Source organism: Microbacterium sp. No. 7, assembly GCF_001314225.1.
Lineage (GTDB): Bacteria > Actinomycetota > Actinomycetes > Actinomycetales > Microbacteriaceae > Microbacterium.
The window spans coordinates 143,469-157,869 of sequence record NZ_CP012697.1 but is presented as its reverse complement, the minus strand read 5'-3'; the positions used below and the strand labels follow the sequence as shown (position 1 = coordinate 157,869).

Genomic DNA, 14,401 nt, shown 5'->3' with positions numbered 1-14,401 from the left:
GGTCAGACCAGGTCGTGGCGCACGATCACCGCGTCGCGGGCGGCCCCGACGCCGATCACCGAGATGCGCGTGCCGCTCATGCCCTCCAGCGCGAGCACATAGTCCTGCGCGGCCTGCGGCAGGTCGTCGAACGTGCGCGCCGTCGAGATGTCCTCGCTCCAGCCCGGGAAGTACTCCAGGATCGGCTTCGCGTGGTGGAAGTCGCTCTGGTTGACGGGCACCTCGTCGAAGCGCTGCCCGTCGACGTCGTATGCGACGCACACGGGGATCTGCTCCAGCCCCGTGAGGATGTCGAGCTTGGTCAGCACGAGGTCGGTGATGCCGTTGATGCGCGTCGCGTAGCGCGTGATGGGCGCGTCGTACCAGCCGACGCGGCGCGGCCGCCCCGTCGTGGTGCCGAACTCGAAGCCGCGCGAGCGCAGCCACTCGCCCTGCTCGTCGAACAGCTCGGTCGGGAACGGCCCCGAGCCCACGCGGGTCGTGTAAGCCTTGACGATGCCGACGATGCGGTCGAGCCGGTTCGGCCCGACGCCCGAGCCCGTCGACGCGCCGCCGGCCGTGGCCGACGACGACGTGACGAACGGGTAGGTGCCGTGGTCGATGTCGAGCATCGTGGCCTGGCCGCCCTCGAAGACGACGACGTCACCGGCATCCAGCGCGTCGTTCAGCAGCTGGCTCGTGTCGGCGATCATGGGACGCAGGCGCTCGACGTACGACAGCAGGTCGTCGACGATCTCGTCGACCGTGATCGCGCGGCGGTTGAACACCTTGACGAGCAGGTGGTTCTTCTGGTCGAGCGCGCCCTCGACCTTCTGCCGCAGGATGTTCTCGTCGAGCAGGTCCTGCACGCGGATGCCGACGCGGTTGATCTTGTCGGCGTAGGTGGGGCCGATGCCGCGGCCGGTCGTGCCGATCATGCGCCTGCCGAGGAAGCGCTCCGTGACCTTGTCGAGCGTGCGGTGGTAGTGCGTGATGATGTGCGCGTTGGCCGAGACGCGCAGCCGCGACGTGTCGACGCCGCGCGCGCTCAGCGCCTCGAGCTCGGCGAACAGCACCTCCAGGTCTACGACGACGCCGTTGCCGATCACGGGGTTGACACCGGGGGTGAGGATGCCGCTCGGCAGCAGGTGCAGCGCGTACTTCTTGTCGCCGATCACGACCGTGTGACCCGCGTTGTTGCCGCCGTTGAACTTGACGACCCAGTCGGTGCGCTCACCGAGCAGATCGGTCGCCTTGCCCTTGCCCTCGTCGCCCCACTGGACGCCGACGATCACGATTCCTGGCATGGGTGTGCTCCCTTTTCTTCGCCGAGGGGATCAAGCACCCAGTCTACCGGGCGGGTGCCGCTCGCCCGGCTGCCGCTCAGCGCCTCGGCATCGCCGGTTCACCCCGTCGGCTGCGGTCTCCTGCTCGGGCGCGCACGATCGATGCGGCCCGAGCAGGAGAGCGCAGCCGTCGCGGGGGATGAGCCCGCGTCAGCGGTCGGCCGGGTCGGCCGTGCCGACGAGGATGCCGCGGCCGAGCGACCGGAAGTGGCGGTTGAAGCCCAGCACGGCCGGCGTGGATGCCGGGTCGAGCTCCAGCGAGGCGACGGGCAGCGCGTCGATGACGAAGAAGTAGCGGTGCACGCCCGTGCCGGCGGGCGGCGCGGAGCCGACGTAGCGGCGCGAGCCGGCCTCGTTCGGCAGCACGAGCACGCCGGCGGGCAGCGACTCCGCGGTGCCGTCGCCAGCGGGGAGCGAGCGCACGTCAGCGGGGATGTCGGCGACGGCCCAGTGCCAGTACCCGGAGCCGGTCGGGGCGTCGGGGTCGTAGCACGAGATCGCGAAGCTCTTCGTGCCGGCGGGCGGCTCGCCCCAGGTCAGCGTGGGCGCGAGGTCCTCGCCGCCGCGCGAGGCCGACCAGGCCGAGACGGGCAGCGGCTGCCCGTCGGCGAAGTCGGGACTGGTGAGCTCCAGCGGCGCGAAGTCGCGCAGCTCGGCAAGGGCGGCATAGGGATCGACGTTGAGCATGGTGCCTCCGTGACTCGGTGATGACGCTGCCTCCATCCTGGCATCCGCCCGCCTCCCCGTCCCTCTCCCCCACCCTCCATCCCCCCACCCACCCTCCACCCCCCTCCAACCGCGGCGAAGTGCGGGTGCACCCCGGCCGCACCCGCACTTCGCCGCAGTTGAACAAGGGGGAGGGGGATCCGCAAGCCGCGGCGAAACGATTCGTCATGGATTTCGTCAGGCGGGCGAGAACGGGTTGGATGGGCGGGTGATCTCGATCGACCATGTCACGAAGCGCTACGGCGGCTTCACGGCCGTCGACGACGTGACCCTCGAGATCCCCACGGGCACCGTCTACGGCATCGTCGGCCAGAGCGGCGCCGGCAAGAGCACGCTCGCGCGCATCGTCAACCTGCTCGAGCGTCCCGACTCCGGCACGGTCACGGTCGACGGCACCGAGCTGACGAGCCTGAAGGATGCCGAGCTGCGCGCCGCGCGCCGCCGCATCGGCATGGTGTTCCAGCGCTTCAACCTGCTCGGCAGCCGCAGCGTGCGCGGCAACGTCGAGCTCGCCCTCGAGCTCGACGGCGTCGGCTCGCGCACCGAGCGCCGCGCCCGCGCACAGGAGATGCTCGACCTCGTGGGGCTCGGCGGCCGCGGCGACGCGTCGGTGCACGAGCTGTCGGGCGGGCAGCAGCAGCGCGTCGGCATCGCCCGGGCGCTGGCCGCGCGCCCGACGGTGCTGCTCTCCGACGAGGCGACGAGCGCCCTCGACCCCGACACCACGGCATCCATCCTCGACCTCTACCGCCGCATCAACGCGGAGCTCGGCCTCACCGTGCTGCTCATCACGCACGAGATGGACGTCGTGAAGTCGATCTGCGACTCCGCCGCGCTCCTCGAGAACGGCCGCGTCGTCGAGAGCGGCCAGCTCGTCGACATCATCCAGACCCCCGGGTCGCGGCTCACGGCGCAGCTGTTCCCGATCGGCGCGATCCCCGCGAGCGTGCCGGCGGATGCCGCGGTCATCGACATCACCTTCGCGGGCGGCACCGCCGACCGACCCGTCATCGCCCGTCTCGCGCGCGACCACCAGGTGGACGTGTCGATCCTCGGCGCGCTCGTCGAGCAGATCGGCGGCACGCAGGCCGGCCGCACGCGCCTGGAGGTGCCGGCGAGCGCCGCGGATGCCGTGATCGCCGACCTGCGCGGCCGCGGCCTGCTGGTCGAGGTGCGCCGCTCGCACGGCATCCCTTCCGGCGATGCCTCCGGGCGGACGGGAGCGTCCGCATGAACGACGCGCTGCTCCAGACGCTCCTCGTCGCCACGGGCCAGACCCTCTATATGGTCGGCGCCGCCCTGGTGTTCACGGTGCTGTTCGGCCTGCCGCTCGGCATCGTGCTCGTCGGCACCGAGAAGGGCGGCTTCCTGGAGCGGCCGTTCGGCTCGCGCCGCGCGGGCATCGTCATCAACCGCGTGCTCGACCTGATCGTCAACTTCGGACGCAGCGTGCCGTTCATCATCCTCATGGTCGCGCTCATCCCCGTGACGCGCTTCATCGTCGGCACGTTCATCGGGCCCACGGCATCCATCGTTCCGCTCTCGGTCGTCGCGATCCCGTTCTTCGCGCGCATGGTCGAGATCGCGATCAAGGAGGTCGACCCCGGCCTGCTGGAGGTCGCCTCCTCGCTCGGCGCGAGCCGCTGGGAGCTCGTGACGAAGGTGCTCGTGCCGGAGTCGGCGCCCTCGATGCTGCTCGGGCTGTCGACGACCGTCACGTCGATCATCAACTTCTCGGCGATGGTCGGCACGGTCGGCGGCGGCGGCCTCGGCGACGTCGCGATCCGCTACGGATATCAGCAGTACAGCACGATCCACATGGTGACCGTCATCATCATCATCTTCGCGATCGTCATGATCCTGCAGGCGATCGCGACGTGGGGCGCCCGCCGGCTCGCCCGGCGCAGCACCGCCACCACCCGCGCGCTCGCCTGACGCGGCCCGCCGCGTCATCTCCCCCGCACCCGACCGAGAGGAAACTCCCATGCCCCGCGCCCTCCGCGCCTCCCTGCTCGCCGCGACCGCCGCGGCCCTCGCCCTGACCCTCACCGCGTGCGGCGGCGGCTCGGCCCCCGCATCCTCCGACGCCCCCGCCGAGGGCGAAGCGCTCGGCACCATCAAGGTCGGCGCGCTGCAGACGCCCGCCGGCGACATCCTGAACTTCGTGAACGAGGGCCCCGCCAAGGAGCTCGGCCTCACGATCGAGTTCGTGCCGTTCACCGACTACAACACGCCCAACACGGCCCTCGCCGACGGGTCGATCGACGCGAACCTGTTCCAGAACACCACGTTCCTGGAGAACTTCAACACGAACACGGGCGGCGACCTCATCAGCCTCGGCGAGGCCTACCTGCCGAGCGCCGCGTTCTACTCGAACAAGGTGAAGAGCTTCGACGAGCTCGAGGAGGGCGCGAGCATCGCGATCCCCAACGACCCCACCAACGAGGGCCGCGCGCTCAAGATGCTCGCCGCCGAGGGGCTCATCGAGGTGGCCGACGACGTCACGAACCTCAGCGGCATCACGGCGAACCCCAAGAAGTTCGACTTCAAGGAGGTCGAGAACGCGTCGCTCGGCCGTGCGATCGACGACGTCGACGTGGCGTTCGTGACGATCACGTTCGCGCTGCCGGCCGGGCTCACCTCGGAGCAGGCGATCCTCATCGAGGGCACCGACAGCGCCTACTACAACGTGCTCGCGACGCGTCCCGAGCTGAAGGACGACCCGCGCGTCACGGCGCTGTACGAGCTGCTCGTCTCCGACGAGACCGCCGAGTACATGAACGACACGTGGGGCGGCCTGGTGGTCCCCGTCGCGCGCTGATCCGCGCATCCCTCCCCGCAGCGGCGGGCGGTCCTCGGGCCGCCCGCCGCTGCGTGTTCTCCCCGGCCGCTCGCGGAGACGGTGGGTTCGGCGCCGAGATGGTGGGTTCGGCGCCGAGACGGTGCGTTCTGTGCCGAGACGGTGGGTTTCTCGCCGAAACGGTGCCCACCTTCTCGCCGAGAAACCCACCATCTCGGCAAGGAAGGTACCGGAGCACCGCGGCGACGGCGTGACGGTGCGTGGCGCGGTGTTGCGGTGCGTGACGGCGCGAGGGGGATGCCGGGGGCGCGGCGGCGCACAGTGGAGGGCACCGCGGGGCAGTCGGGCCCGCACGAGAGAGGAGCGGCGGCCATGAGCGACCCGCGGCGTCTGCTGTTCGTCGGTGCGGGGCCGCGCGCCGCGATGCTGCTCGAGCGCTTGCTGGCGCGCGTGGGAGCGGATGCCGTGCTGCACGTCGACCTCGTCGATCCGCACCCGCCCGGGGCCGGACGCATCTGGCGGCGCGCGCAGTCGCCCCTGCTGAAGCTCAACTCGATGGCCCGCGACGTCAGCGTGTTCACCGACGACAGCTGCACGATCGACGGGCCCGTCCGGCCGGGGCCCTCGCTCATCGAGTGGGCCGAGGCGTGGCGCGCGGGCGATCTGCCCGACGTGCGGATCGACGACGAGCTCGCGGCCGCCGAGGCGCGCGGGCTGCGCGGCGACAGCTTTCCGACGCGCCGGCTGCACAGCTTCTACCTGGAGTGGTTCTCCCGCCGCACCGTCGCCCAGGCGCCCGCGGGCGTCACCGTGCGCTGGCACCGCGACAGCGTGACCGGCGTGCGCGAGACCGCCGGCGGCCACCGCGTCTGGCTGGCGAGCGGCGCGACGCGGGATGCCGACGTCGTCGTGTACTGCGTCGGCCACAACGGCCGGGCTCCCGAGGCCGCGGCGAGCGCCCTCGGCGACGCCGCCGACCGCGAGGGCCTCGTCTACATCGCGCCCGACTTCACGGCCGACGTCGACCTGTCGGTGCTGCCCGAGGGCGGCGACGTGATCGTGCGCGGCTTCGGCCTGGCATCCATCGACCTCATCGTGCTGCTCACGCAGGGCCGCGGCGGGCGATTCACGCAGACCGACGACGGAGTGCTGCGCTACGAGCCGTCGGGGCGCGAGCCGCGCCTGCACATCGGGTCGCGGCGGGGCGTGCCGTATCGCTCCAAGGTGTCGTCGCAGGTGCAGGGCGAGGCGCCGCAGCGCGACGTGCTCACGCCCGAGGTCGTCGCCGGGCTCACGACGCGCACGGCAACCCTCGACTTCGAGCGGGATGCCTGGCCGCTCATCGCCTCGGAGCTGCTGCACGGGCACTATCGCGAGCTGTGCACGGGCCACCCCGAGCGCGTGCGGGGCACGTGGCCCGAGGTGCGCGCGCTGCTGCAGGCGCACGCGTGGGACGATCCCGCGTTGCGGGCGCGGCTCGACGCCCTCGTGCCCGATCCGCTCGACCGGTTCGACGTGGGGCTGCTCGACCGGCCGTTCGCGGACGTCGACCTCGCCGACGACGACGCCGTGCAGCGCCGCGTGCGCGGGCACATCGCCGACGACCTCGTGCTGCGCACGACGCAGGAGCGCAGTCCCGCACAGGGGGTGTTCATCGCGGCGCTGCTGTCGTTCCTCGCGCTCGCGGAGATCCCGGCCGAGCGCTGGAACGCGCGCTCGCGCGCGGTGTCGCTGCCGGTGCGCTGGCACACCTTCTTCAGCTACGTCGCGAGCGGCCCGCCCGCACACCGGCTCGAAGAGGTGCTCGCGCTCGCCGACGCCGGCATCCTGCGCTTCCTCGGCCCCGACGTCGACGTACGCGTGGATGCCGGCACCTTCGTCGCACAGCGGCGGGTGGGGGAGCTCGCGGCGCCGAGCCTCGTCGACGCCTGGCTGCCGCACGCCGACGCGGCCGCGAGCGACAACGCCGCGCTGCGGGAGCTCGCCACGGTGCACGGCACCGAGCTGCACGTGCGCGACGAGGGGTTCGCGGGCTCGCTCGGCCGCGTGCACGTGGACGACGCGGGCCGGGTGCTGCGCGCCGACGGCCGCGCCCACGACGGCCTGTTCGCGACCGGTCCGTTCACGTCAGGCATCGAGGGCGGCGCGTTCTCGCACCCCGGCATCGACGCGCTCGCCTTCCGCCAGACCGATCGGGTCGCGGCCGCGATCGCCGCCGCCCTCGGCATCCCGGACGAGGCTCGAGCGCACGCCGCGCCCGCGTCGGAGCCCGCCCGTCCCGAGCAGGAGTCGTCGGCGCATCCTGCTCCGAGAACAGGCGCTCCGGCGAGCACGGGCTGATCGTCCGGCATCCGCCCCGCGGCGGAGCGCGAGGCACGGGCTCACTAAACTGGAACCCATGGCCAACGTCCTCCAGTCCCTCCCCGTCGGCGAGCGCGTCGGCATCGCCTTCTCCGGAGGTCTCGACACCTCCGTCGCGGTCGCGTGGATGCGCGACAAGGGAGCGGTGCCCTGCACCTACACGGGCGACCTCGGCCAGTACGACGAAGACGACATCGCGTCGATCCCCGGTCGCGCACTGCAGTACGGCGCCGAGCTGTCGCGCCTCATCGACTGCAAGCCCATGCTCGTCGAGGAGGGCCTCGTGGCGCTCGCGTGCGGCGCGTTCCACATCCGCAGCGCGGGCCGCACCTACTTCAACACGACGCCGATCGGCCGCGCCGTCACCGGCACGCTGCTCGTGCGCGCGATGCGCGAGGACGGCGTCGACATCTGGGGCGACGGCTCGACCTACAAGGGCAACGACATCGAGCGCTTCTACCGCTACGGGCTGCTCGCCAACCCCGCGCTGCGCATCTACAAGCCGTGGCTCGACGCCGACTTCGTCACCGAGCTCGGCGGCCGCCAGGAGATGAGCGAGTGGCTCGTCGCGCACGGCTTCCCCTACCGCGACAGCGCCGAGAAAGCCTACTCGACGGATGCCAACATCTGGGGCGCCACGCACGAGGCCAAGACCCTCGAGCACCTCGACGTGTCGCTCGAGACCGTCGAGCCCATCATGGGCGTGCGGTTCTGGGACCCGGCCGTCGAGATCCCGACCGAGGACGTCACGATCGCGTTCGACGCGGGCCGCCCCGTCGCGATCAACGGCGTGGAGTTCGCGGATGCCGTGGCCCTCGTGCGCGAGGCGAACGCGATCGGCGGTCGTCACGGGCTCGGCATGAGCGACCAGATCGAGAACCGCATCATCGAGGCGAAGTCGCGCGGCATCTACGAGGCGCCCGGCATGGCGCTGCTGTTCATCGCCTACGAGCGGCTCGTCAACGGCATCCTCAACGAGGACACGCTCGCGACCTATCACGAGCAGGGCCGCCGCCTCGGCCGCCTCATGTACGAGGGCCGCTGGCTGGAGCCGCAGTCGTTCATGCTGCGCGAGTCGATCCAGCGCTGGGTCGGCTCTGCGATCACGGGCACCGTGACGCTGCGCCTGCGCCGCGGCGAGGACTACACGATCCTCGACACCACCGGCCCGCACCTGTCGTACGCCGCTGAGAAGCTGTCGATGGAGCGCGTGGGGGATGCCGCCTTCGGCCCCACCGACCGCATCGGCCAGCTCACGATGCGCAACCTCGACATCGCCGACTCGCGCGCACGCCTGGAGCAGTATGCCGGGCTCGGGCTCATCGGCGGCGCGACCGCCGAGCTCGTGGGCGAGCTGTCGTCGGGCGAGGCCGCGAAGATCACCGCGCACGCCGTGCCCTACGACGCCGAGCGCGAGGAGCTCGCCGAGGCCGTCGACGAGGCGAGCGAGTCGGCCTCGTTCGACTTCGGCGCGGACTGACCGGGTTCGGCGCAGCGGGCGGTTCGGCGGGTCTCGATACGCCGCCGCTCCGCGGCGGCTACTCGACCAGCGGGGTGAGTGGGGGCCGGGATCGGTCGGCGGGGTGTGAGGCTGCGGGGCGCGGCCGGCGGAGTGGGTTGTGGCCGGGTACGGCCGCAGGATGTGAGCCGTGCAGGACGGATCGCGGATGCCGGGGGTGTTGAGCGGCGCTCAGTTCGTTGTGCCCGGAATCTCCTGCACGGGGCACGTGCAGGCGCGGGGCTCGACCACCGGAGTAGGGCGGCCGGGATCGGCCGGCGGGGTGTGAGCCGTGCAGGACGGATCGCGGATGCCGGGCGTGTTGAGCGGCGCTCGGCCTGTCGCGTGCGGAATCTCCTGCACGGGGCACGCGCGGGGTGCGGGGCACGGGGCGGAGCAACGGCACCACACAGGCCCGGAGCACCGGCACCACACAGGCCCGGAGCACCGGCACCACGCAGGCGCGGAGCACCGGCACCACGCAGGCGCGGAGCAGCGGCACCGCACGGGCGCGGGGCACAGACGACGGGCCCGGGGCACAGACGTAGGCCGAGGCGTGGCCGGGGCGGCGGGGCGAAGTCGACGGGGTGGGGTGTGCGGGCTACGATGCGAAGACCGGTTCGGACGGGGGAGGTCCGCGCCGTTGCGCCGCACAGACCCTGAGGCGTGCCCGACGTTTGTCTCCCTGGGGAGCCGCACCGATGTCCGACCGCGTACCCGAGCGACCTGACGCGCCCGACGGCCGAGCCGAGGCGTTCTTCGACGAGGCCGCGCCGCCGACGCGGCGCTCGCGCGCGCTCATGCGCGACGACCTCGTCGAGCCGCAGCCGGCGAAGCGCTCGCTGGGCCGCAAGATCGGCATCGGCGTCTTCACCGCCGTGGCCGCTCTCACCGTCATCGCGCTCATCGCGGCGGGCCTCGTGGTGTTCACGATCCAGCGCTCGTTCCCGCAGCTGGAGGGCACGGTCGCGCTCGACGGCCTGGCCGGCGAGGTCACCGTGCAGCGCGACGACCTCGGCATCCCGACGATCGTCGCCGACACCGACCACGACCTGTTCTTCGCGCAGGGCTACGTGCACGCGCAGGACCGCTTCTGGGAGATGGACTTCCGCCGGCACCTCACGAGCGGCCGGCTCGCGGAGCTGTTCGGCGAGTCGCAGCTGAAGACCGACGCGTTCCTGCGCACCCTCGGCTGGCGCGACATCGCCGAGCAGGAGGTCGCGGCGTTCGACGACGACGTGCGCGCCAACTACGAGGCGTACGCCGACGGCGTCAACGCCTACCTCGCCGACCACGACGGCGCCGCGCTGTCGTTCGAGTACGCGGTGCTGGGCCTGCAGAACTCCGGCTACGAGGTCGAGCCATGGACGCCCGCCGACTCCGTCGCCTGGCTCAAGGCGATGGCCTGGGACCTGCGCGCCAACGTCGAGACCGAGGCCGAGCGCGCCCTGCTCGCCCAGACGTACACGGCCGAGGAGCTGCTGACGCTGTACCCGGGCTATCCCTTCGACAGGAACCCGGTGATCGTCTCCGAGATCACGACGGGCCTCCCCGCCGTGGGCGCGGAGACGGATGCCGGCACGACGGCGACGCCGGCCGGCATCCCCTCGTCCGCCATCGACTGGCGCGAGGTCTCCGACGTCGTGGCGGCCGCGAGCGACCTCATCGGCGGCGCGGGCGAGGGCATCGGCTCGAACTCGTGGGTCGTGTCGGGCCGGCTCACCGAGAGCGGCCTGCCGCTGCTCGCGAACGATCCGCACCTCGGCGCGAGCCTGCCGAGCGTGTGGCACCAGTCGCAGCTGCGCTGCCGCGAGAAGACGTCGGCGTGCACCTACTCGGCCGCGGGCTTCGGGTTCTCGGGCGTCCCCGGGGTCATCATCGGGCACAACGACGACATCGCGTGGGGGTTCACCAACCTCAGCACCGACGTCTCCGACCTCTACATCGAGCGCGTGCAGGGCGACCAGTACTGGCGCGACGGCGCCCTCGTGCCGCTCGAGGTGCGCACCGAGACGCTGCGGGTCGCGGGCGGCGACCCCGTCGAGATCGAGGTGCGCTCGACCGTGCACGGCCCGATCGTCTCGGGCCTGACCGACACGTTCACCGCGATCGCCGACGACCCGTACGTCGGCGACGCCCGCGTCGCCGTGACGCCCGACGAGGTCGCGGGCGGCCCGCCCGCCGACGGCGAGTTCGCCGTGTCGCTCGCCTGGACGGCGCTGGAGCCGGGCACCACGGCATCCGCGATCTTCGCGATGGGCACGGCCCAGGACTTCGACGACTTCCGCGCCGCCGCGGCGCAGTTCGACGTGCCGGCGCAGAACCTCGTCTACGCCGACCTGGAGGGCAACATCGGCTACCAGACGCCCGGCAAGCTGCCCGTGCGGCACAGCGGCGACGGGTCGATGCCCGTGCCCGGCTGGACGTCGCAGTTCGACTGGCAGGGGTTCGTGCCCTTCGAGGAGCTGCCGGTCGTCTACAACCCGCCGTCGGGGTACATCGTGACGGCCAACAACGCGATCATCGGCCCCGACTACCCCCACCACCTCACGAACGACTGGGACTACGGCTGGCGCGCCGCGCGCATCGCCGACCTCATCGAGCGCACGTCGGCGGTGCGCAAGCTCACCGCCGACGACATGTCGGCGTTCCAGGCCGACGAGGAGTTCTGGATCGGCAAGCGGCTGGCCGCCGAGTACAGCGGCATCGCGGTCGACGACCCGAAGGTGCAGGAGGCGCTCGACCTGCTCGACATGTGGGACGCGCAGAACAGCGCGTCGTCGGCCGAGGCGGCGTTCGCGAACGTGCTGTGGGACGAGCTGGCGCAGAACCTTTTCGCGCGCCGCGACGACCCCGTGCCGCTGTCGAACCAGGCCCGCCTGTTCCTCGTCGTCGACCGGCTGTTCGACGACCCGACGTCGCCGTGGTGGACGAACGACGAGATCGACGTGTCGGGCAAGGATGCCATGCTGCGCGACGCCGCGGAGCGCGCCTACGCGCGGCTGTCGGCGCTGCAGGGCGACACGCCGCACCGGTGGAACTGGGGACGGCTGCACGCGATCGGCCTCACGCACGGCACGTTCGGCTCGAGCGGGATCGCGCCGATCGAGATGCTGTTCAACCGCGGCCCCTACCCGGTGGGCGGCGGCGCATCGGTCGTCAACGCGACGGGGTGGGCGCTCGGCTCGGGCTCGTTCGCGACGACCACGGTGCCGTCGATGCGCATGACGGTCGACCTCTCCGACTTCGACGCGTCGCGCTGGAACCACCTGACGGGCACGAGCGGCCACGTGTTCCACCCGAACTACGTCGACCAGGTCGAGGCGTGGCAGCAGTACCGGCAGACCCCGTGGCGCTACTCGCTCGAGGCGCTGGAGGATGCCGCGACGCACACCCTCGTGCTGACACCGGCGGGGTAGGGCTCCCGCATGACGGACGTCGCGGTCGTCGGCGCCGGCCCGAACGGGCTCGCGGCGGCCGTCACGCTCGCCCGTGCGGGCCTGCGCGTGCGGGTGTACGAGCGGGCGGCGACCGCCGGGGGCGGGTCGCGCACCGCGGAGCTCACGCTGCCGGGATTCCGGCACGACGTCTGCTCGGCGGTGCATCCGATGGCGGTGGCCTCGCCGTTCTTCCGCGCGTTCGGCCTGACCGGGCGCGTGCCGTTCGTGACGCCCGAGGTCTCGTTCGCGCACCCGCTGCCGGACGGCCGATCCGGCATCGCCTACCGCGATCTGGAGCGCACGGCCGACGGGCTGGGCCGGGACGCGCGCCTGTACCGGGCGCTCGTGCGGCCGCTCGCGTCGCACGCCGCGGAGGTCGCCGAGGTGACCCTCGCGCCGCTGCTGGCGGTGCCCCGGCATCCCGTGCTGCTCGCACGGTTCGGCATCCGCTCGTTCGTCGAGGGCCGCGGCGCACGCTTCCGCGACGAGGTCGCGCCCGCGCTGCTCACGGGTGCCGCGGCGCACGCGATCGTGCGGCAGCCGAGCCTCGCGGGGGCCGGCGCGGGCCTCATGCTCACGGCGCACGCCCACGCGGGCGGCTGGCCCGTTCCCGTCGGCGGCTCGCAGGCGATCGTCGACGCCCTGGTGGCCGATCTCGTGGCGCACGGCGGCGAGGTCGTGACGGGACACGAGGTGACGAGCCTCGACGAGCTCGATGCGACCGCGATCGTGCTCGACGTCACGCCCCGCGCGTTCGTGCGCCTCGCGGGGGCGCGGATGCCGGCGCGCGCCCGGCGTCGCTACGAGCGCTTCCGCTACGGGCCCGGCATCGCCAAGCTCGACCTCGCACTGTCGGCGCCCGTGCCGTGGCGCGATCCCGAGCTGGCGCGCGCGGGCACCGTGCACCTCGGCGGCACCCGCGCGCAGATCGCCCGCGCCGAGGACGCCGTGCTGCGGGGCCGGCACGCGGAGCGGCCCTTCACGATCGTCGCGCAGCCCTCGCTGTTCGACGCCTCGCGCGCCCCCGGCGACGCGCACACGCTGTGGGCCTACGCGCACATGCCCTCGGGGTCCGACCGCGACCCGACCGAGACGATCCTCACCGCGCTCGAGGAGCACGCGCCCGGCATCCGCGACGTCGTCATCGCGCATCACGCGCGCTCGGCCGCGCAGGTCGCCACCGAGAACCCGAACTACGTCGGCGGCGACATCGCGGCCGGGGCCGCGACCCTGGGTCAGCTGTTCGCGCGGCCCGTGGCGAGCCCGGCGCCGTGGCGCACGCCGCTGCCCGGCGTCTACCTGTGCGGCGCCTCGACCGCGCCGGGCCCCGGCGTGCACGGCCAGTCGGGATGGCTGGCCGCCCGCTGCGCCCTGCGCGACGTCTTCGGCATCCGCACCGCCCCGGAGCTGGGGACGTAACCCGCAGACACGTCCGCTGAAGGCTGCTGCTTCCTGCACCGGCGGCGAATGACTCTGCCGCCGATGCAGGATGCCGGCGCCAAGCCTCGAAGGATGTCACGTCCTCGGACGCGCGTCAGCCGTGAAGGAGCCCCGACGCACGCAGAACCAGCCGAACAAGGCCCGCACCGACCACGAGAGTCACCGCCACGCCCGTTGCGATCGCGACCCAGCGTCGGCGCTCCATGACGGCCACCCACGGCTGGGATATCGCCCCGCACCAGACTCCGGCGAGAGCAGCGAGGGTCCCCGGCAACAGCGCCGCGAAGGGATTCGCCTGCCTGAATGCCTCGAAGAGTCCGACGAGAACACCGCCGGCCACGGCGAACAGCGCCGCCGCGGTCAGCGTAAGGGAGACAACCCGGTTGCTCTCCTCAGCCGTACGCGCGACGACCCGCATCCACGACATCGCGACGAGCACGACGAAGGGAAGTCCGAGGATCGCGACATCCGAGACGAACTCGAAAGGCGACGCTCCGAGACCGTTCTCGAGATTGACCAGCACCACGACGGCGAGTCCCAGGATCAGCGCGGCCTCGATCCCCACAACCTGCGTGACCAGGCGTGTCCAACGCCGAGTGCGCGTGGCGTCTCCTGCGTCGGTGCGACCTTGCTTCATGCGGATGATGCACTCCCCCGTCACGGAAGATCCATAAACTCCCAGTAGGGAAACGTTCCGCATATTCCTGTCAGGCAATCAAAGAGTAGTGCCCCTTAACGTGGTGTAGCGCGCGGTGGCTGCCGGTCCTGTCTTGGACGTGGGCGCGGTCACCGTGTGATCCTTCGAGGAAAC

General features: G+C 72.2%; 10 protein-coding genes. 7 read left to right on the top strand and 3 right to left on the bottom strand.

Annotation, left to right across the window (positions count from 1 at the left end; genetic code table 11):
• Positions 1 to 2 precede the first annotated feature (2 nt).
• Together AOA12_RS00710 and AOA12_RS00705 are read right to left on the bottom strand one after the other, a co-directional pair.
• Positions 3 to 1,286: an adenylosuccinate synthase gene (locus tag AOA12_RS00710; RefSeq protein WP_054678775.1), complete on the bottom strand. Its 1,284-nt coding sequence runs from the start codon at positions 1,284 to 1,286 to the stop codon at positions 3 to 5.
• 189 nt (positions 1,287 to 1,475) lie between these two features.
• The gene (locus AOA12_RS00705) at positions 1,476 to 2,012 is read right to left on the bottom strand and encodes a YbhB/YbcL family Raf kinase inhibitor-like protein (RefSeq protein ID WP_054678773.1); all 537 of its coding nucleotides are present in this window, start codon (positions 2,010 to 2,012) and stop codon (positions 1,476 to 1,478) included.
• 247 nt (positions 2,013 to 2,259) lie between these two features.
• Between AOA12_RS00705 and AOA12_RS00700 the strand changes: the two genes are divergently transcribed.
• The 7 genes from AOA12_RS00700 to AOA12_RS00670 all read left to right on the top strand — a co-directional run bounded on the left by AOA12_RS00700 (position 2,260) and on the right by AOA12_RS00670 (position 13,569).
• Entirely contained in the window at positions 2,260 to 3,285 is a 1,026-nt protein-coding gene (locus AOA12_RS00700; RefSeq protein WP_054678767.1) for a methionine ABC transporter ATP-binding protein, read from the top strand.
• A complete protein-coding gene (locus AOA12_RS00695) occupies positions 3,282 to 3,986 on the top strand; it encodes a methionine ABC transporter permease (RefSeq protein ID WP_054678764.1) in 705 nt (234 codons plus the stop codon). Before AOA12_RS00700 ends, AOA12_RS00695 begins: the two co-directional genes overlap by 4 nt.
• Before the next feature lie 49 nt (positions 3,987 to 4,035).
• A complete protein-coding gene (locus tag AOA12_RS00690; RefSeq protein WP_054678761.1) occupies positions 4,036 to 4,872 on the top strand; it encodes a MetQ/NlpA family ABC transporter substrate-binding protein in 837 nt (278 codons plus the stop codon).
• Between the two features lie 351 nt (positions 4,873 to 5,223).
• Positions 5,224 to 7,191 (top strand): FAD/NAD(P)-binding protein, encoded by a 1,968-nt coding sequence (locus AOA12_RS00685; RefSeq protein WP_054678758.1) that lies wholly within the window; start codon positions 5,224 to 5,226, stop codon positions 7,189 to 7,191.
• Between the two features lie 58 nt (positions 7,192 to 7,249).
• Positions 7,250 to 8,692, top strand: a complete 1,443-nt coding sequence (gene argG, locus AOA12_RS00680; RefSeq protein ID WP_054678754.1) for an argininosuccinate synthase — start codon at positions 7,250 to 7,252, stop codon at positions 8,690 to 8,692.
• A 719-nt stretch (positions 8,693 to 9,411) separates the two neighbouring features.
• Complete coding sequence (locus tag AOA12_RS00675; RefSeq protein ID WP_231637150.1) at positions 9,412 to 12,129, top strand: penicillin acylase family protein; 2,718 nt, start codon at positions 9,412 to 9,414, stop codon at positions 12,127 to 12,129.
• A 9-nt stretch (positions 12,130 to 12,138) separates the two neighbouring features.
• Entirely contained in the window at positions 12,139 to 13,569 is a 1,431-nt protein-coding gene (locus tag AOA12_RS00670; RefSeq protein WP_054678753.1) for a phytoene desaturase family protein, read from the top strand.
• A gap of 115 nt (positions 13,570 to 13,684) precedes the next feature.
• Here the strand turns inward: AOA12_RS00670 and AOA12_RS00665 are convergent, their stop codons facing one another.
• Positions 13,685 to 14,251, bottom strand: a complete 567-nt coding sequence (locus AOA12_RS00665; RefSeq protein WP_054678749.1) for a hypothetical protein — start codon at positions 14,249 to 14,251, stop codon at positions 13,685 to 13,687.
• Positions 14,252 to 14,401: the final 150 nt, after the last annotated feature.

Bases quoted from the DNA above. Each gene is read 5' to 3' on its own strand.
- AOA12_RS00710 (WP_054678775.1), bottom strand. From the start codon at position 1,286: ATGCCAGGAATCGTGATCGTCGGCGTCCAGTGGGGCGACGAGGGCAAG.
- AOA12_RS00705 (WP_054678773.1), bottom strand. From the start codon at position 2,012: ATGCTCAACGTCGATCCCTATGCCGCCCTTGCCGAGCTGCGCGACTTC.
- AOA12_RS00695 (WP_054678764.1), top strand. From the start codon at position 3,282: ATGAACGACGCGCTGCTCCAGACGCTCCTCGTCGCCACGGGCCAGACC.
- AOA12_RS00690 (WP_054678761.1), top strand. From the start codon at position 4,036: ATGCCCCGCGCCCTCCGCGCCTCCCTGCTCGCCGCGACCGCCGCGGCC.
- AOA12_RS00685 (WP_054678758.1), top strand. From the start codon at position 5,224: ATGAGCGACCCGCGGCGTCTGCTGTTCGTCGGTGCGGGGCCGCGCGCC.
- argG (WP_054678754.1), top strand. From the start codon at position 7,250: ATGGCCAACGTCCTCCAGTCCCTCCCCGTCGGCGAGCGCGTCGGCATC.
- AOA12_RS00675 (WP_231637150.1), top strand. From the start codon at position 9,412: ATGTCCGACCGCGTACCCGAGCGACCTGACGCGCCCGACGGCCGAGCC.
- AOA12_RS00670 (WP_054678753.1), top strand. From the start codon at position 12,139: ATGACGGACGTCGCGGTCGTCGGCGCCGGCCCGAACGGGCTCGCGGCG.